The 17,214-nt window shown below is 75.4% G+C and carries 13 protein-coding genes; 9 read left to right on the top strand and 4 right to left on the bottom strand.

Annotated features, from left to right (window positions below; genetic code table 11):
• The first annotated feature begins 13 nt into the window (after nucleotides 1-13).
• The 3 genes from DLJ47_RS01250 to ilvA all read left to right on the top strand — a co-directional run bounded on the left by DLJ47_RS01250 (nucleotide 14) and on the right by ilvA (nucleotide 3,553).
• Nucleotides 14-1,423, top strand: coding sequence for an amidase (locus DLJ47_RS01250; protein ID WP_109898268.1), 1,410 nt, complete (start codon nucleotides 14-16; stop codon nucleotides 1,421-1,423).
• Between the two features lie 139 nt (nucleotides 1,424-1,562).
• A complete protein-coding gene (locus DLJ47_RS01245; RefSeq protein ID WP_109898267.1) occupies nucleotides 1,563-2,336 on the top strand; it encodes a DUF4328 domain-containing protein in 774 nt (257 codons plus the stop codon).
• Nucleotides 2,333-3,553, top strand: coding sequence for a threonine ammonia-lyase (ilvA, locus tag DLJ47_RS01240; protein ID WP_109898266.1), 1,221 nt, complete (start codon nucleotides 2,333-2,335; stop codon nucleotides 3,551-3,553). Before DLJ47_RS01245 ends, ilvA begins: the two co-directional genes overlap by 4 nt.
• 64 nt (nucleotides 3,554-3,617) lie before the next feature.
• Here the strand turns inward: ilvA and greA are convergent, their stop codons facing one another.
• A complete protein-coding gene (gene greA / locus DLJ47_RS01235) occupies nucleotides 3,618-4,115 on the bottom strand; it encodes a transcription elongation factor GreA (RefSeq protein WP_088995949.1) in 498 nt (165 codons plus the stop codon).
• Between the two features lie 126 nt (nucleotides 4,116-4,241).
• On the bottom strand, nucleotides 4,242-4,676 hold the full coding sequence (locus DLJ47_RS01230; RefSeq protein WP_109898265.1) for a DUF4307 domain-containing protein: 435 nt from the start codon (nucleotides 4,674-4,676) through the stop codon (nucleotides 4,242-4,244).
• A 196-nt stretch (nucleotides 4,677-4,872) separates the two neighbouring features.
• Between DLJ47_RS01230 and mca the strand changes: the two genes are divergently transcribed.
• The 6 genes from mca (at nucleotide 4,873) to purE (ending at nucleotide 12,700) form a co-directional block, all read left to right on the top strand.
• The gene (gene mca, locus DLJ47_RS01225) at nucleotides 4,873-5,754 is read left to right on the top strand and encodes a mycothiol conjugate amidase Mca (protein ID WP_088995947.1); all 882 of its coding nucleotides are present in this window, start codon (nucleotides 4,873-4,875) and stop codon (nucleotides 5,752-5,754) included.
• A 48-nt stretch (nucleotides 5,755-5,802) separates the two neighbouring features.
• Nucleotides 5,803-6,096 carry a hypothetical protein gene (locus tag DLJ47_RS01220; RefSeq protein ID WP_109898264.1) on the top strand — a complete coding sequence of 98 codons (294 nt, stop codon included), beginning with the start codon at nucleotides 5,803-5,805 and terminating at the stop codon, nucleotides 6,094-6,096.
• Nucleotides 6,097-6,314: 218 nt separating this feature from the next.
• Nucleotides 6,315-8,804, top strand: coding sequence for a putative bifunctional diguanylate cyclase/phosphodiesterase (locus DLJ47_RS01215; RefSeq protein ID WP_233257601.1), 2,490 nt, complete (start codon nucleotides 6,315-6,317; stop codon nucleotides 8,802-8,804).
• 40 nt (nucleotides 8,805-8,844) lie between these two features.
• Nucleotides 8,845-10,887 carry a thioredoxin domain-containing protein gene (locus DLJ47_RS01210; protein ID WP_109898262.1) on the top strand — a complete coding sequence of 681 codons (2,043 nt, stop codon included), beginning with the start codon at nucleotides 8,845-8,847 and terminating at the stop codon, nucleotides 10,885-10,887.
• 37 nt (nucleotides 10,888-10,924) lie between these two features.
• Nucleotides 10,925-12,112, top strand: a complete 1,188-nt coding sequence (locus DLJ47_RS01205; RefSeq protein ID WP_109898261.1) for a 5-(carboxyamino)imidazole ribonucleotide synthase — start codon at nucleotides 10,925-10,927, stop codon at nucleotides 12,110-12,112.
• A 96-nt stretch (nucleotides 12,113-12,208) separates the two neighbouring features.
• Nucleotides 12,209-12,700 carry a 5-(carboxyamino)imidazole ribonucleotide mutase gene (gene purE / locus DLJ47_RS01200; protein ID WP_088995942.1) on the top strand — a complete coding sequence of 164 codons (492 nt, stop codon included), beginning with the start codon at nucleotides 12,209-12,211 and terminating at the stop codon, nucleotides 12,698-12,700.
• A gap of 103 nt (nucleotides 12,701-12,803) precedes the next feature.
• On the opposite strand, the gene DLJ47_RS01195 is transcribed toward purE, so the two are convergent.
• Nucleotides 12,804-13,148, bottom strand: coding sequence for a cupin domain-containing protein (locus DLJ47_RS01195; RefSeq protein WP_109898260.1), 345 nt, complete (start codon nucleotides 13,146-13,148; stop codon nucleotides 12,804-12,806).
• Between the two features lie 161 nt (nucleotides 13,149-13,309).
• Nucleotides 13,310-17,214: SCO7613 C-terminal domain-containing membrane protein (locus tag DLJ47_RS01190; RefSeq protein WP_446723519.1), on the bottom strand; the 3,905-nt coding region annotated here is incomplete at its 5' end.

Here is a 17,214-nt window from a genome sequence, read left to right as displayed (position 1 = left end):
CTGGCTGGGGAGGGTGGCCGTGCAGGACATCATGCCGACCTGGGTGGGGGCGACCGCCAAGCAGATCGCCCGCGGCGTACGCCGGGGCGACGTCTCCGCCACCCAGGTCGTCGCCGACCACCTCGACCACATCGCCCGCGCCGACGCCGACCTCGCCGCGTTCCGTACGGTGCGCGGCGGGGAGGCGATCACCGAGGCGGAGAAGGTCGACGAGCAGGAGGACCTGGCCAACCTGCCGCTGGCCGGGGTGCCGGTGGCGGTCAAGGAGAACACCCCGGTCGCCGGGCTTCCCACCTGGAACGGGTCGGCCGCGGTGCGTACCGCCGTGGCGGAGGCCGACCACGAGGTGGTCCGCCGGCTGCGCGGGGCCGGCGCGGTGATCCTCGGGGTGACCCGGATGCCGGAACTCGGCCTCTGGGGCCTGACCGACGACGAGACGGCGGTGACCCGCAATCCCTGGGACACCGGCCGCACCCCCGGCGGGTCCTCCGGCGGGGCGGCCGCCGCGGTCGCCGCCGGCCTGGTGCCGATCGCGCACGGCAACGACGGCCTCGGCTCGATCCGCATCCCGGCCGCCTGCTGCGGCCTGGTCGGGCTCAAGCCCGGCCGGGGCGTGGTGCCCTGCCAGCTCGGCGCGGAGGACTGGTTCGGCCTCACCGAGCACGGCATGCTGACCACCACGGTCGCCGACGCGGCGGTCGGTTTCTCGGTGCTGGCCGGTCGCCGGCCGGAGAAGCTGGTCCCGCCGCAGCGGCTGCGGGTCGGCGTCTCGCTCCGCTCGCCGGTCCGCGGCGTCCGCCCCGACCAGCCGAACCGGGACGCGGTCGCGGCCGCCGGCCGGCTGCTCGCCGCCGCCGGGCACGACACCGTCCCCGCCGACCCGGTCTACCCGACCCGGCTCGGCCTGCAGGGGATCGCCACCTGGTTCGCCGCGGCCGCCGCCGACGCCCGCGCCGCCGGGCTGGACCGGCGCAGTCTGCAACCGCGCAGCCGCCGGCACGTCGCGCTCGGCGACTGGGCGCAGCGGCGCGGGTACGTGCGGGAGGCCGACCGGGCCGCCTGGCGGGAGCGGTCCATCGGCTTCTTCTCCGACCACTCGGTCGACCTGCTGCTCACCCCGGCGCTGGCCGGCCCGCCGCCGGAGGCCGCGCAGTGGTCCGGCCGGTCCTGGCGGGCCAACATGGTGGCGAACATCCGCTACGCCCCGTACGCCGCGCCGTGGAACGTCGCCGGCCTGCCCGCGCTGGTGGTGCCGGTCGGCCGCCGCCCGGACGGGCTGCCGGTGGCGGTGCAGCTGGTCGGCCCGCCCGGTTCGGAGCTGCTGCTGCTCGGCGTGGCCGGCCAGTTCGAGATGCAGGCCCCCTGGTCCCGGCACGCCCCGGGCTACCCGCGGGTCGGCACGGGGTCGCCGGCCGTCGCCTGATCGTCTAGCGTGTCCCGGCCGGAGCGCGAACGGGGGACACGACGTGACATGCCGGAACTGCGGGACCGAGTCGGCGGCGCTCGTCGGTGACTGCCGGGCGTGCGGCCGGCGGCTCGACCCACCGCCCCTGTCGCCCGGCATGGCGACCTATCCGGTGCGCGGGGTCGGGATCGCCGCGGCGATCGGCGTGAGCCTGACGACGCTGCTGTACGTGCTGGCGGTGTTCGTTCCGGCGGTCGTCGCGACGCGGGTCGCGACGACCGCGGGCGAGGAGCTGACCCGGACCACCGCGGGCGTGACGGTGCTCCTCTCCGTGCCCTTCCTGCTGGCCTACCTGTGCACCGCGGCCCTGGTCATGACCTGGATGTACCGGGCCCGGAAGAACACCGACGCCTTCCCCGGCCGCCCGTCGCAGCTCGCCGCCCACTGGGCGGTGACCGGCTGGTTCGTACCCGTCGCCAGCCTCGTGGTGCCGTGCGCGGTGCTGGCCGGCGTCGTCCGGGACAGCCTCGGGCGGGTCCGGCTGCGGGCGCTGGTCGCCCTCTGGTGGGTGGGCTGGCTGGTCTTGGTCGCCGGGGACCTGGTCAGCCGGCTCGGCGCGATGCGGGCCGATGTCCTGCTCGCCCGCAGCGGAGCCACCCCGGGCCTGGACCACTACCGCGATGCCGCCCTGCGCGGCACCGTTCCGGCGGCGGCGTGCCTGGTCGCCGGGGTGTCGCTGATCGTGCTGATCTTCCGGATCTCCGCGGCCCAGCAGGCCCGCATCGCCCCCGACGCCCCGGCCGGGCTGGACGTGCCGACCGCCGCCGCGCAGCCGCCGTCGGTGACGGCGCCGTCGCCGACGGTGGCGACGGAACCGACCCCCGTGTCCCCGGCGGTTGCCCCGACCCCGGGTGGCACGATCGGGGCATGACGGAACTGGTCGGCCTCGCCGACGTACGGGCCGCGCGGGAGTTGCTCGCCGGCGTCACCCGCACCACCCCGCTGGAGCCCTCCCGGCCGCTGAGCGCGGCGCTCGGCGGGCCGGCGTGGCTCAAGTGCGAGAACCTCCAGCGGGCCGGCTCGTACAAGGTGCGCGGCGCGTACGTGCGGATCTGCCGGCTGTCGGAGGAGGAACGGTCCCGCGGCGTGGTCGCGGCGAGCGCCGGCAACCACGCCCAGGGGGTGGCGCTCGCCGCCGGCCTGGTCGGCACGCACGCCACGGTCTTCATGCCGGTGAACGCGCCGCTGCCGAAGGTGGCCGCCACCAAGGGGTACGGCGCGCAGGTCGAACTGGTCGGCAACAACGTCGACGAGTCGCTGGTCGCGGCGCAGACCTTCGCCGAGCGCACCGGCGCGGTGCTGATCCACCCGTTCGACCACCGGGACGTGATCGCCGGCCAGGGCACCGTGGCGCTGGAGATCCTGGAGCAGTGCCCGGACGTCAAGACGATCGTCACCGGGGTCGGCGGTGGCGGGTTGATCTCCGGCATGGCGGTCGCCGCCAAGGCGCTGCGCCCGGACGTCCGGGTGATCGGGGTGCAGGCGGCCGGCGCGGCGGCCTTCCCGCCCTCGCTCGCCGCCGGTGAGCCGGTACGCCTTCCCGCGTTCGCCACCATCGCCGACGGCATCGCCGTGGGCCGGCCGGGCGAGATCACCTTCACCCACGTCCGCAAGCTGGTCGACGAGGTGGTGACCGTCTCCGAGGAGGACATCTCCCGGGCGCTGCTGATGCTGCTGGAACGGGGCAAGCAGGTGGTGGAGCCGGCCGGCGCGGTCGGGGTGGCCGCCCTGCTGGCCGGCTCGGTGGGGGTCGAGGCGCCGGTGGTCGCGGTGCTCTCCGGCGGCAACATCGACCCGCTGCTGATGCTGCGGGTGATCGAGCACGGCCTGGCCGCCGCCGGCCGCTATCTGCGGTTCACCGTGCGCTGCTCGGACCGTCCGGGCCAGCTCGCCTCGCTGCTCGGCGAGATCGCCGAGCACCGGGCGAACGTGGTGGACGTGGAGCACCAGCGGGTCAACCCGCACCTGCGACTGGGCGAGGTGGAGGTGGCGTTGTCGGTGGAGACCCGCGGGGTGGAGCACTCCGACACGCTGATCAGCGCGCTGCGGGCCAGCGGCTACCAGGTGGTCTTCGCGGCCGAGGCGTGACACCCGCCGGTGCCACGCCTCGGTCGTACGCGATGCGGCCGGGCGCCGCGCGCCCGGCGCTGGCCTAGCCGGAGAACGGCTCGAAGCTGACCACGGTCACCTTGATGTCGGCGCCGCTGGGCGCCGTGTAGGTGCAGGTCTGGCCGGCCTTGCAGTCCAGGATCGCCTTGCCGAGCGCCGACTCGGGGCTGTAGACCGTCAGGTCGGTGGTGGAGGCGATCTCCCGGGAACCGAGCAGGAAGGTCTCGGTGTCGTCCTTGTCGTCGTCGAAGTAGATCGTGACGACCATGCCGGGCGCCACCGCGTCGACGGACGGCGCCTCGCCGACCTTGGCGGTCCGCAGCAGCTCCTGGAGGTAGCGGATGCGGCCCTCGGCCTTGCCCTGCTCCTCGCGGGCCGCGTGGTAGCCGCCGTTCTCCCGCAGGTCGCCCTCCTCGCGCCGCGCGTTGATCTCGGCGGCGATGACCGGCCGGTTCGCGATGTGCTCGTCGAGCTCGGCCTTCAGGCGGTCGTAAGCGTCCTGGGACAGCCAGGTGGCGGGCGCCTCGTTGCCGTTGGACACAGGCGATCTCCTCAGATGTGCGTGGCTGGCTGACAGGTGAACTTCCAAGTTACCAGTGCGGTACGACACGAGGTGTCGCCGATCAGCACCGGTGCCCGATGCGGGCGCCGGTGCGCACGGTGCCGCTCAGCTGGCCGGTCGGCAGCGCAGCACCTCGCCGATGAAGGGCCGGCCGCTGGTCGCCAGGCGGTGCACCGTGCTGATCTGCCGCTCGCCGGGCGGGGCGGTCACGGTCACCTCCTCGCGGGCCACCTCGGCGCCGGCGCGGTCCCGGGCCCGCAGCACGCAGACCGCCGATCCGCCGTCCGGCACGGTCACCCGGAAGTTGACCAGCACCTGGGTGTCCGTGATGTCGGTGTACGTGATCACCTGGGCCTGGTAGTTCGGATCGCCGTACTGCCGGTAGAGCCGGAGCGTGACCAGCCCGAGCAGCGCCACCAGGACCACCGCCAGCAGCGTCGCCAGCAGCGGGCGGCGGCGGCCGGGCTGGCGGCGGCGGCCGTACCGCCCGGGCGGGAAGACGGGCGTGCCCGGGGGGATTGTGGCGTGCGTCTCGGTCACCGGCGGGTATCTCCTGGCGTTGTTGTCGGCGGTATCGGCAAGAATGAGAGTCCATCCTCCCGGCCCGGCTTCGCCACTCAAGGATGACACCTCGGTGCCGGCGGTCCTCGGGGCGGGGAGGATTTCGGCAGGTCAGCAGGCCAGCAGGTGGTCCCGGGGTCGGGGCCCGCCGCTGGGCACGAACGAGGAGCGCACGTTGGCAGAGCAACTGCGACTCATGGCCGTCCACGCCCACCCGGACGACGAGTCGAGCAAGGGCGCCGCGACCATGGCGAAGTACGTCGCCGAGGGGGTGGACGTCCTGGTCGTGACGTGCACCGGCGGTGAGCGCGGCAGCGTGCTCAACCCGAAGCTCGACCGGCCGGACGTCTGGGCCAACATCGGCGAGATCCGCCGCGCCGAGATGGACGCCGCCCGGGCGATCCTCGGCATCGAGCAGGCCTGGCTGGGCTTCGTCGACTCGGGGCTGCCCGAGGGCGACCCGCTGCCGCCGCTGCCCGAGGGCTGCTTCGCCCTGCAGGACGTCGAGGTGGCCGCGGGGCCGCTGGTGCGCCTGATGCGCGAGTTCCGTCCGCACGTCGTCACCACGTACGACGAGGAGGGCGGCTACCCGCACCCCGACCACATCATGTGCCACAAGGTCAGCGTGGCGGCCTTCGAGGCGGCCGGCGACCCGGAGCGCTACCCGGAACTCGGCGCGCCGTGGCAGCCGCTCAAGCTCTACTACGACGTCGGCTTCTCCAAGGGCAAGATCATGGCCCTGCACGAGGCGATGCTGGCCGCCGGCCTGGAGTCGCCCTACCAGGAGTGGCTGGAGCGCTGGGAGGACCGGCCCGACAAGGGCAGCCGGATCACCACCCGGGTCGAGTGCGCCGAGTACTTCCCGGTCCGCGACGACGCGCTGCGCGCCCACGCCACCCAGGTCGACCCGGACGGCTTCTGGTTCCAGGTGCCGATGGAGCTCCAGCGGCGCGCCTGGCCCACCGAGGATTTCCAACTCGCCCGGTCGATGGTCGACAGCCCGCTGCCCGAGTCGGACCTCTTCGCCGGCGTGCGCGAGACGGCGCATGCCCGCTGATCCGGCCCGGCGTTACGCTGGGTGCCAGTCGCACATCGGAGGAACGCCATGCTGACCGCAGCCCAGGTGCTCGCCCAGAACAACTTCGGGGACACCCGCACGGGTGGCCTGGCCGGCCCGATGGGCCTCCTCCTCATCCTGCTGCTGGGCACCGCCACCGTTCTGCTGATCCGCAACATGAACGCCCGGCTGCGCCGGCTGCCGGACCGGTTCCCCGGGCAGGTGCAGTCGGGCGAGCCGGGTCGGGCGGACGCCGCAGTCGCCGATCCGACAGACGGGACCGCCTCGCAGGATTCATCCGCGAACGCTCCCAACGGGCGTCAGCAGGAGCGCAACGGCTAGTCCCGGCATGATTCACGCCGAACCGGGCCGTCGCCCCCTGTTGCGGTCACCGGGTTTGGCTTAGCCTTCCGCCGGGGGGACCACGCGTCCCCGAGCCGTGCGCGGGAGGGGGCGCCGATGACCGTCACAGTCGCGGCCGCCCGTCGTACCCTCCGCCGGTGGGCGGGAGGGCGTCGGTGACCTCCGATCGGGCCGGTACGGAGTTCGACCGGCTCGGGTTGCGCGGCACGCCGCCACGGGTGCTCCTGCTCACCGCCGCGGTCGCGGTCACCGCGCTGGTCGCCGCCACGGTGGGGCTGACCCTGCCGGCCCGGCTGCCGGCCGACGACCCGCTCGGCGGCCCGGCCCGGTTCGGCGTCGCGGTCGCCGTCCTCGCCCTCGCCCAGTTGGCCCGCCTGCGGTTCCGCGCCGCGGCCGGCATGGTCAGCATCACCTGGGGCGAGGCCGCGCTGATCATCTGCCTCTACCTGGTGCCGGCCGGCTGGCTGCCCGCCGCCACCCTGCTCGGCGCCGGGCTGGCCTGGTCGGCGATCTCGCTGTTCGGCGAACGCCGCAGCGCCCTCGAGGTGGTCCGCATCGCGGTGTCGCTCACCGCCGCCACCGCGCTCGCCGTGTCGGTCACCACCGCGCTGGGTCAGCCGCTGCTGGCCGCGCCGACCCCGGCGCTCGCCCTCGCCGTGGTCGCCGGCTCGGTCACCTACCTGTTCGCCAGCGCCTGGTTGGGCGGGGTCACCCTGGCGCTGCGCCACGGGGTGCCGATCGGGCCGCCGTTGCTCGCCGCGCTCCGCGGCAAGCTGCTGATGTTCGTCGGCAACGTCGCCGTCGGCCTGACCGTGGTGACCCTGCTGGAACTCGACGCGCGCTGGCTGCTGCTGCTCCCACCGCCGCTCTGGCTGCTCCAGCAGACCTACCGGCACCGCCTCCGGGCCGACCAGGAGCGGCGCACCTGGCGGGCGTTCGCCGACGCCACCGCCGCGCTCAACCAGCTCGACGAGCGGGGGGTGGCCACCGCGGCGGTGACCGGCGCGGTGACCCTGTTCAACGCCGAACTGGTCGACGTCGACGTGGCCCGCGGCGACGGGCGGTGGCGCCGCTACCGGGCCGACGCCGCCGGCCAGGTGGTCGACCGCGAGGTCGGCCCGCCCGGGCGCGCCGAGCCCGACGAGCACGAACTGGTCCGCACCCTGACCGTGGGCACCGCCCGGGTCGGCGAACTGCGGGTCCGGTTCCCCCGGTCGGCACCGCCGAGCGCCCGGGAACACGACGCGGTGGCCGCCTTCGGCGACGCCCTCGCCGCCGCGCTGCACGACGCCGCGACCCACCGGGAGCTGCGGCTGGTCACCGCCCGCTCGTCGTACGAGGCGGTGCACGACCAGCTCACCGGCCTGGTCAACCGGGCGGCCATGCTCAGCAAGGGCGACCAGGCGCTGCGGCAGCTCGCGCACGACCACCCGGTGGCCCTGCTGCTGCTGGACATCAACCAGTTCAAGGAGGTCAACGACACCCTCGGGCACGCGGCCGGCGACCAGTTGCTGCGGCTGACCGCCAGCCGGCTGGGCACCCTGGCCCGCTCCGGCGACCTGCTCGGGCGGCTCGGCGGCGACGAGTTCGCGCTGCTGCTCACCTCGGTCCCGGTGCTCGGCGGCCGGGCGGCCCCGATGGCGTACGCGCTGCGCCAGGCCCGCGAGATCGCCGAGCGGCTGGCCGCGCCGACCGAGGTGGCCGGGGTGCGGATGTCCGTGGAGGTCTCCGTCGGGGTGGTGGTCGCCGACGCCGGCACCGCCGACCTGACCGAGCTGCTGCGCCGTGCCGACATCGCGATGTACCAGGCCAAGGAGGGCGGCGGCAACGTCGCCGCGTACGACTCGGCCCGGGACGCGGCCAGCACCGACCAGCTGGCCCTGCTGGCCGAGCTGCGCGAGGCGCTGGCCGCCGACGACCAGCTGGTGCTGGCGTTGCAGCCGGCGGTGGACCTGGCCAGCGGGGCGCCGACCGGGGTGGAGGCGCTGATCCGCTGGCGGCACCCGCGCCGCGGCTGGCTCGGCCCGCACGACTTCATCCGGCCGGTGGAGAACAGCGAGCAGCTGGGCACGTTCACCCGCTACGTGCTGGACAAGGCGCTCTCGGTGGCCGCCGGCTGGGCCCGCGAGGGGCTGGACATCCCGATCTCGGTGAACCTCTCGGCGCGCAGCCTGCTCGACCCGCGGCTGCCCGCCGAGATCGCCGACGCGCTGCGCCGGCACCAGGTCCCGCCCCACCGGCTGGTCCTGGAGATCACCGAGACCGTGGTGATGAGCGAGCTCGAGGTGATCGACGAGGTGCTCGCCACCCTCCGGTCGATGGGCGTGCAGCTCGCGGTGGACGACTTCGGCACCGGTTTCTCCTCGCTCACCTTCCTCACCCGGATCGCGGTGGACGAGCTCAAGGTGGACCGGTCCTTCGTGATCCGGATGGCGGACTCCCCGGAGGCGGCGGCGATCGTCCGGACCACCGTCGGGCTCGCCCACGAGCTGGGGCTTCGGGTGGTCGCCGAGGGGGTGGAGACCGCCGAGCAGCGCATCGCCCTGGCCGAGCTGGGCTGCACCGCCGCCCAGGGCTACCACTTCTTCAAGCCGATGCCTGCCGACAAGATCGGCGCCGTCCTCGGCACGCTGCTCGACGAGGCCCGTCCCAACGTCTTCCCGCTGCGCGCCGACGACGCCTCCTGACCGACCGGCGGGTCCGGCGGCGGCTGGTTATGGTCGTCGGGTGAACCGACTCGCCGACGCCACCAGTCCGTACCTGCTCCAGCACGCCGACAACCCGGTCGACTGGTGGCCGTGGTGCGACGAGGCGTTCGCCGAGGCGAAGCGGCGGGACGTGCCGGTGCTCGTCTCGGTCGGCTACGCCGCCTGCCACTGGTGCCACGTGATGGCCCACGAGTCGTTCGAGAACGAGCAGGTCGGCGCACTGATGAACGACGACTTCGTGTGCATCAAGGTGGACCGCGAGGAGCGGCCGGACGTGGACGCGGTCTACATGACCGCCACCCAGGCGATGACCGGCCAGGGTGGTTGGCCGATGACGGTCTTCGCCACCCCGGACGGCACCCCGTTCTTCTGCGGCACCTACTACCCGCGACCCAACTTCGTCCGGCTGTTGCAGTCGGTGGCCACCGCGTGGCGCGACCAGCGGGAGGCGGTGCTGCGCCAGGGCGCCGCGGTGGTGGAGGCGATCGGTGGCGCCCAGGCCGTGGGCGGGCCCACCGCGCCGCTGGACGCCGGACTGCTCGACGCCGCCGCCGACCAGCTCGCCAAGGAGTACGACGAGACCAACGGCGGCTTCGGCGGCGCGCCTAAGTTCCCGCCGCACATGAACCTGCTGTTCCTGCTCCGGCATCACCAGCGCACCGGCTCGGAGCGCAGCCTGGAGATCGTCCGGCACACCTGCGAGGCGATGGCCCGGGGCGGCATCTACGACCAGCTCGCCGGCGGCTTCGCCCGCTACGCGGTGGACGGGCACTGGACCGTGCCGCACTTCGAGAAGATGCTCTACGACAACGCGCTGCTGCTGCGGGCGTACACCCAGTTGTGGCGGCTCACCGGGGACCGGCTGGCCCGGCGGGTGGCCCGGGACACCGCCCGGTTCCTCGCCGACGAGCTGCACCGGCCGGGGGAGGGCTTCGCGTCCGCTCTCGACGCCGACACCCAGGGCGTCGAGGGCCTGACGTACGTCTGGACCCCCGATCAGCTGGTGGTGGCGCTGGGCGAGGAGGACGGCCGGTGGGCGGCCGACCTGTTCGGTGTGACCCCGGAGGGGACGTTCGAGCACGGCACCAGCGTGCTCAAGCTGGCCCGCGACGTGGACGACGCCGACCCGGCGATCCGCGCCCGCTGGCAGGGCGTCGTCGGCCGGCTGCTGGCGGCCCGGGACGCCCGCCCGCAACCGGCCCGGGACGACAAGGTGGTGGCCGCCTGGAACGGTCTGGCGATCACCGCCATCGTCGAGTTCCAGCAGGTGGCCGCGCTCTACGCGAGCCCGGACGACGAGGACGCCAACCTGCTGGAGGGCGTCGTCATCGTGACCGACGGCGCGATGCGCGACGCCGCCGAGCACCTGGCGAAGGTGCACGTGGTCGACGGTCGGCTGCGCCGGGTCTCCCGGGCGGGGGTGGTCGGTGAGCCGGCCGGGGTGCTGGAGGATTACGGCTGCGTCGCCGAGGCGTTCTGCGCCATGCACCAGCTCACCGGCGAGGGGCGCTGGCTGGAGCTGGCCGGTCGGCTGCTGGACGTCGCGCTGGAGCGGTTCGCCGCACCGGGTGGCGGCTTCTACGACACCGCCGACGACGCCGAGCGGCTGGTCACCCGGCCGGCGGACCCCACCGACAACGCCACCCCGTCGGGCCGGTCGGCGATCGTCGCCGCGCTGGTGGCGTACGCGGCGCTGACCGGTGAGCCGCGCTACCGGGAGGCGGCCGAGGCGGCGCTCGGCACCGTCGCGCCGATCGTCGGCCGGCACGCCCGGTTCACCGGGTACGCGGCCACCGCCGGCGAGGCGCTGCTCTCCGGGCCGTACGAGATCGCGGTGGTCACCGACGACCCGGCGGGGGACCCGCTGGTCGCGGCGGCCCACCGGCACGCCCCGCCCGGGGCGGTGGTCGTGGCCGGCCGGGCCGACCAGCCGGGGGTGCCGCTGCTCGCCGACCGGACGATGGTCGACGGGCGGTCCACCGCGTACGTCTGCCGGGGTTTTGTCTGCGATCGCCCGGTCACCGGCGTGGACGACCTGATCGCCCAGCTCGCCGGCCGGTAGGGGCGGCGGCGGCCGGGCCGGATAGGCTGGCGCCGCTATGGATTCCCGTACCGGTCTGCCTGTTGTCGGCATGGTGGGCGGCGGCCAGCTGGCCCGGATGACCCACCAGTCCGCGATCGCCCTCGGCCAGTCGCTGCGCGTGCTGGCGCTCGCCCCCGACGACGGCGCCGCGCTGGTCGCCGCCGACGTCCAGTACGGCGACCACACCGACCTCGCCGCGCTGCGCACCTTCGCCAAGGGCTGCGACGTGGTCACCTTCGACCACGAGCACGTGTCGAACGAGCACATCCGCACCCTGGCCGCCGAGGGCGTGAAGCTCTTTCCGCCGGCCGAGGCGCTGCGGTACGCCCAGGACAAGCGGGCGATGCGCGAGCGGCTGACCGAGCTGGGCGCGCCCAACCCGGCGTGGCGGTCGGTCGGCGAGCCCGCCGACCTGGTCGGTTTCGGCGACGAGGTGGGCTGGCCGGTGGTGCTCAAGGCGGCCAGCGGCGGGTACGACGGCCGGGGCGTCTGGCTGGTGGACGGCCCGGCGCAGGCCGCCGAGCTGGCCGGCACCCTGCTGGCCGGCGGGACCCGGCTGATCGTCGAGGAGCGGGTGCCGCTGCGCCGCGAGCTGGCCGTGCAGGTGGCCCGCTCGCCGTTCGGGCAGGTCGCCGCGTACCCGGTGGTCGAGACGGTGCAGCGGGACGGGATCTGCGTCGAGGTGCTGGCCCCCGCGCCGGGCCTGCCCGAGGACCTGGCCGTCGCCGCCCAGCAGCTCGCCATCGACCTGGCCACCGCGCTCGGCGTGGTCGGGCTGCTCGCGGTCGAGCTGTTCGAGGTCGCCGACCCCGCCGGCCGCTCGTCGATCATGGTGAACGAGCTGGCCATGCGGCCGCACAACTCCGGCCACTGGACCATCGAGGGCGCCCGCACCTCCCAGTTCGAGCAGCACCTGCGGGCGGTGCTCGACTACCCGATGGGCGACACCGCGCTGACCGCGCCGGTGGTGGTGATGGCGAACGTGCTCGGCGGCGAGCCGGGCGGGATGTCGATCGACGAGCGGCTGCACCACCTCTTCGCCGCCGAGCCGGGCGCGAAGGTGCACCTCTACGGCAAGCAGGTACGCCCCGGCCGCAAGATCGGGCACGTCACGCTGCTCGGCGACGACCTGGACGAGGTACGGACGCGGGCCGCGCGGGCCGCCCGCTGGCTGCGGGAGGGTCGCGGTGAGCGCGAGGAGTGAGCTTGCGAGCCCCGCAGTCGCGAACGAAAGGCAGGCTCGGTGAGCGCGAGGAGTGAGCTTGCGAGCCCCGCAGTCGCGAACGAAAGGCAGGCACGCGTGAGCACCGTCGGATTGATCATGGGCAGCGACTCGGACTGGCCCACCATGAAGGCAGCCGCCGAGGTGTTGGCCGAGTTCGAGGTGCCCTACGAGGTCGAGGTGGTCTCGGCACACCGCACCCCGGTGAAGATGATCGACTACGGCCGGGCCGCCGCCGACCGCGGCCTGAAGGTGATCATCGCCGGCGCGGGTGGCGCGGCGGCGCTGCCCGGCATGGTCGCCTCGGTCACCCCGCTGCCGGTGATCGGCGTCCCGGTGCCGCTGAAGCACCTGGACGGGATGGACTCGCTGCTCTCCATCGTGCAGATGCCGGCCGGCGTGCCGGTGGCCACCGTGTCGATCGGCAACGCCCGCAACGCCGGGCTGCTCGCCGTCCGGATCCTGGCCGCCGCCGACCGTGCCCTGCTCGACCGGATGTCGGCCTACCAGGCCGACCTGGAGCAGTTGGTGGCCGAGAAGGACGCGGCCCTCCGCGCCTCCCTGGCCTGACCCGCCGGAGCGCCCGCGACGCTGCCGGACCGGGATCTGCTGCCGGACCGGGATCTGGTGCCGTCGGGTCGGTCGCCGGCCGGAGCGGCGCCGGCCGGCCGGGCTAGGGGCTCGGTGGGCCCGACGCGCGAGAGCCGTACGCCGGGCCGAACACCACCAGCAGCGCCAGGTCCTCGGTGACCGCCACGAACCGGTGCTCCTCGCCGGCGGGTACGAAGATCACCGAACCGGGGCCGACGTCGGCCGCGCCGTCCGGGGTCACGATCCGGGCCCGCCCGGCGGTGACCACGTAGATCTCGTCCTCGGTGTGCGGGCTCTGGTCGTCGACCCCACCGGCCGGGATGCAGTACGTCCCCACCGACAGGTCCGGCACGCGCAGGTGCTCCACCCAGTCGTTGGCCGCCCCGGCGGGCGGCGTCCACACCCCGGCGCCTTCGATGATCCGCACGGCCGGAGCCTAGCCAACGCGGACCCGGCCCGCGGCGCACTGGCGGTGGAACACGTTCGAAGCCGGCACGCCGGTGGAACGCGTCCGAGGCCGGCACGCGGACGGGACGACCCGGCAGGCTCTTGCCCGCCCGGGTCGACGCCCGCAGGGACCCTCCGGTTTCACCGCATGCCGCGCAGGGCGGTCTGCAACCGCTCCTGGGCGCGGCGGCGCCGCTCGTTGCTGGCGCCGAGCACCAGCAGCAGGATGCCGACCGGGATCAGCGCCAGCCACGGGCCGAAGGCGAACAGCGCGTGGATCGCGGTGATCGCGGTGACCGTGGCGCCGACGATCACCGGGGCCTGCTGCTGGCTCATCGAGCCGAAGATCAGCACGGCCACCGCGCCGAGCAGCAGCAACACCTGCCGCAGCGTGCTGGAGTCGGTGGCCAGCACGATCGCCAGGGTCGGCAGGAACGCGGCGACCAGCGCCGGCCCGTACGCCACCCAACTGCTCAGGTCGGCGCGCTGCCGCAGCTCCAGGACGCCGACCAGCAGGGCCAGCGCCGCGAACGGCAGCGTGTACGCCTCGGGCAGCGCCACGTCGGCGACCCGCATCAGGATCCACCAGGCACTGATCTCGCAGACCACCACCGCCCAGAACAGGATTCGCCGCTCCATCGGCCGGCGGCCCGGCCGGGTCGCCGCCACCCCGAGGACCGCACCCCAGGCCGCCAGCAGGGCGGCGATGTGCCGTGGCGAGTCGAAGGCCAGCGCCAGGGCGATCAGCGCGGCGGCGTGGCCGCTCCACTCCACGGTGGCCGCCTCGCGCTGCGCCTCGGGGCGGCGCAGCCGGGGCAGCGTGGCCGCGAACACCTGCAACGCCGCCCCGACCGCCAGTACGCCGAACGCGGACCAGACCGCGGCCAGCCCGGCGACCAGGCCGGCGGTGAGCACGAAGAGCTGCGCCATCAGCGAGGCGAACAGCCAACCGAGGATGCGGGCCCGCTGGTTGCTGCCGAAGAGCGCGGCGACCGTGCCGACCCCGACCGCGCCGCCGAGCGTGAACAGGGTCAGTTCCCGGGTGGCCAGGCTGCCGGCCAGCCCGGCGCCACCGGCCGCCAGCCCGATGACGAAGACCAGCACCCGCGCCAGGCGCAGCGAGCGGGCCGGCTCGACCAGCGGCGGGGGCGGGGTCAGCGCCAGCCCGAGCATCGAGATGGTGAAGACGGAGAGCGCGGCCAGCGTGCTCGTCGGCCAGCCCATGCCGAGTGCGGTCGGGGTGATCAGCAGGGTGACCGCCGCGCCGGGCAGCACCACCGGCACCGCCCGGGACCGGCGGCCACCGCTGAAGCCGGTGGCGGCCAGCGCCGCGGTCGCGGTCAGCAGCAGCGCGGTGAGCACGTGCGCCGGGTCGACCGCGCCCGGCGGGGGGTCGAGCAGCCCCGGCGGGGGCCCCTGCCACACCCGGGTGACGGTGGCCTGCGGCTCGACCAGCGCCACGACCAGCGCCGGCATGATCGACACCAGCGCGAGCGCGGTCGGCAGGGCGGCCGCGGCGAGGGCGCCGGCCGCCGGGCTGACCCGCCAGCGGCGCCGGCCGTCGTCCTCCGGCAACCGCCGTAGCGCGCCGTCGAGCAGCACCGACCAGCGCCGTACCGGCTGGGCCGAGCCGACCGGTGGTTCGGTGGCCCCGCGGACCAGTTCGGCCAGCACGCCGAGCAGGGCCGCGGCGGCGGCGTACACGCCCACCGGCAGGCCACTGGGGACGGCGGCCAGGGCGCTGACGGTGGCGCCGCCGACCGCCGCCGCGCTGGTCCACGGCAGGTACTGCGGAACCTGCCGGCGCACCGCGGCCACCCCGGCGAGGCCGAGGCTGGACGCGGCCAGCGCGGCGGTCAGCACCACCTGCGGCGAGCGGCCGAACTCGGCGGCCAACGCGGCGACCGCACCGGGCAGCGCGAGCACCGCCGCGCCGGCCGCCGCGCCCCCGATCTGGGCCAGGTACGGCGGCATCCCGTCGGCCTCGATGTCCGGCACCAGCGGCTCGGCGAGCGACCGGGCCAGCGCCGCCACCACGACGCCGATCAGCGCGATGCTGCCCAGTGCCAGCGCGGTGGTCCACGGCCGGACCAGCCCGGCGCCGGCCGCGTGCAGGGCCACCACCCCGGCCACGGTGGCCCGGGACAGCGCGGCGCGCGGGTCGACCGAGGCCACCGCCGCCATCCCGAAGACCGTGGCGACCATGCCCCCGACCAGCACCGGTGACCACCACGGCAGGTCGAACGCGGCCGGGGCGCCGATGGTGGCGAGCACGGCCGCCACCCCGGACACGTCGTACCGCCAGGGCGGCGGCAGGAGGATCGCGGCGGCGACGCCGAGCAGCGCCAGCGCGACCGGGGCCTGCCAGGCCGCGCCGCCGGTCGGCGCGGCCGGCCAGCCGCTCAGGTCACCGGCCCAGATCGGCCCGGGGGTGGCCAGGACGCCCACTCCGCCGCGCAGCGCCAGCCAACCGGCCAGCACCCCGATCAGCGTCCCGCCGAGGGCGATCCCCAGCACCGGCCCGCGCCGCCACTCGGTCGGCATCGCCCGGGCGGCGACCGCCACCACCAGCACCAGCGCGGCGGCCACCGCGAGCTGGCCGCCCGGGGCGAGCACGGCGGCCACCCGGACCAGGGTGGCGATCAGGGCGGCGGTCACCGCGGCCGCCGCGAGGTCGGACCCGTCGAGGGTGAGGTCGGAGCGCCGACCCGCGTCGATCGACGGGGCCAGGAAGAGCAGCACCGCGGCGACCAGCAGCAGCGCGCCCACCCAGGCGTCGGCGACGGTCGCGCCGGGCGCGCCGAACGCGGCAGCGGTGACGACCAGCGCCCCGAGCCCGGTGCCGACCGCCAGCGGGACCGGGATCTGCCGCTGCGAGACCTGCACGATGGCGGCGTACCCGAGGGTGACGCAGACCGCGAGGAAGGCGGCCGCGAGCACCGGGACGGTCACCTCGCGCAGACTGGCCGGGGTGGGGGTCGGGTCGGTGGGCGCGGTCGCGGCGACGAAGGCCGCCACCGCCCCGGGCAGCGCGAACGCGGCGCCGCCGGCGGCCCAGGCGGAGAGGGTCTCGGTCGCCGCCGGGGCGAGCCGGACCCGGGGCGCCAGCGCGACCAGGACGCCCGCCGCGAAGAGGGTGAGCAGGACCGCGGTGGTCAGCGCCGGCCGGGCCAGCGCGGCGCCCGCGCCGAACAGGCCCACCCCGGCGGCGGTGAGCGCGTGGGCCAGCGCGGCCCGTTCCGTGCGGGCGGAGAGGCCGGCCACGCCGATGCCGACCGCGGCCAGCACCATCGGCCAGGGCGCCAGCGCCCAGTCGAGCCCGAAGGAGGCCGGGACGGCGAGCGCGGTCAGCGCCGCACCGACCACCGCGAACTCCCGGCGGATCTCCGGCGGCAGGGCCAGCACCGCGGCGACGGTGAGCAGGAAGGCGCTCGCGGCGAGCTGCCACGCGGCCGGGCCGACCGCCGCGGCCAGTTCGGCCGGGTGGCGGTCGAGGTCGGCGGCCCAGGCCGGCAGCGCGGCGCGGACCGGGGCCACGCCGGCCCGCAGGGCGCCGCCGGCCACCACCACGCCGCTGACCGTCAGCGCCACCGCGGAGGCGAACTGCGGGCCCCGCCGGGCCGCCTCCGGCACCGCGCGGACGGCCAACCCGGTCACCGTGATCACCGCCGCGATCAGCAGCAGCGACCGGCCGGGCAACGCCACCGAGGCGACCCGCCCCAGCGCCCCGATCACGGCGAGGGTGAGGATGCCGGCGCCGACGTCCGGCAGCGGCGGCCGGCGCAGCGCGATCGTCCCGGCCAGCGCCACCGTGGCGGCCAGCAGCAGCACCGCGCCCGCACCGACCGCGGTGGGCACGGTCTGCGCGCGCAGCAGGGCGGTGACCGCGTACGCGAGGGCGACCGCGACCGCGACACCGTGCTGAACTACTCGGCCGACATCAACAACGCGGCCAACCGCCGGTTCGCCGCCGCGTACCGCAAGAAGCACAACCAGTCCCCCACCACCTACGCGATGGCCTCGTACGACGCGGCGCAGGTGCTGGA

Origin of the sequence: Micromonospora sp. S4605 (assembly GCF_003176715.1) — a bacterium.
GTDB classification, from domain to species: Bacteria; Actinomycetota; Actinomycetes; order Mycobacteriales; family Micromonosporaceae; genus Micromonospora; species Micromonospora echinaurantiaca.
The sequence above is the reverse complement of the archived record's forward strand: the minus strand, read 5'-3'. Positions and strand labels throughout refer to the sequence as shown.

What these genes read in the sequence shown, in the direction of transcription:
- DLJ47_RS01245 (WP_109898267.1), top strand. Translation starts at nt 1,563, where the DNA reads ATGGCGACCTATCCGGTGCGCGGGGTCGGGATCGCCGCGGCGATCGGC.
- ilvA (WP_109898266.1), top strand. Translation starts at nt 2,333, where the DNA reads ATGACGGAACTGGTCGGCCTCGCCGACGTACGGGCCGCGCGGGAGTTG.
- DLJ47_RS01220 (WP_109898264.1), top strand. Translation starts at nt 5,803, where the DNA reads ATGCTGACCGCAGCCCAGGTGCTCGCCCAGAACAACTTCGGGGACACC.
- DLJ47_RS01205 (WP_109898261.1), top strand. Translation starts at nt 10,925, where the DNA reads ATGGATTCCCGTACCGGTCTGCCTGTTGTCGGCATGGTGGGCGGCGGC.